This window comes from Glutamicibacter sp. BW78 (assembly GCF_002332245.1).
Lineage (GTDB): Bacteria > Actinomycetota > Actinomycetes > Actinomycetales > Micrococcaceae > Arthrobacter_H > Arthrobacter_H rhombi_A.
In genome coordinates, this window is record NZ_NRGU01000018.1 from 1 (window position 1) to 805 (window position 805).

The 805-nt window shown below is 63.1% G+C and carries 1 pseudogene; it reads right to left on the reverse strand.

Annotated elements, in window-relative coordinates:
- Positions 1 to 184: 184 nt before the first annotated feature.
- Positions 185 to 805, reverse strand: a pseudogene (locus CIK75_RS02895) (hypothetical protein); the annotation flags it as partial.

The following is an 805-nucleotide window of genomic DNA, read 5'->3' on the forward strand; positions in this document are numbered from 1 at the left end:
GGCGGTATGACTCGCCGCTGGATTCGCCTTTGGCGACCTTGCGGAGCATCTTTTCGCTACGCCCGAGTTGGCGGCCCATTTCGGCCCAGGTCATGCCGTAGGACTGCCGGATCCGTTCGACGAGTTGGGCTGGGGTGGCTTCGGCTGGTTCGAAGGTTCCCGAGGGTGCTGGCATGGGATGTCCCTACTGTTCTTCTTCGTCGCCGGGGAGGAAGTCGGCATCGTCCTGGGGTGTGGTGAACTCGAAGAAGTCGATGGCCCGGTCGATGCCCTGGCGAACGGATCTGGCGCGGAGCCGGTCCCTGTCTTCCAGGGTCGCCGGGACCTTCATGTTTTCTTCTAGGTATCCCTGCAGCCGCAGTCGTCCGGCCTTGCCGTCGTCGGCTCCCCCGTTTTCAATTGGCAGGGCCCACTGGGGCAGGTCGGTGAGATAGATGGCGTCACCGTTGATGCCCAGCAGGGTGGAGGGATCTACAGCGAGGGCTCCCCCAGTCACCTTATTGGCCATGGGTGCGTGGAGGACCTTGGCTCGTCCTCGGGCCCATACTTGGGCGGCGAATTCGGGGTGGTAGAAGGAGTGGGCGCGCTTGTTCATGGGCTGGTGCTGCTTGTAGACCCAGAGTTTGCCTTGGCGTCGCATGTCGCCTTGGAATTGGGCTGGGATCGTTTTGGGGTCATCGGTGACGATGGTTCTGGCTCGTCCGCGGGAGGCGAAGGCGCCGATGGTCTGAATCAGGATGGCGCGCAGTGCCGCGGCGACGGCTGCGCGGATGATCGGATCCATGATTTCGTCGTTGCTGACCCA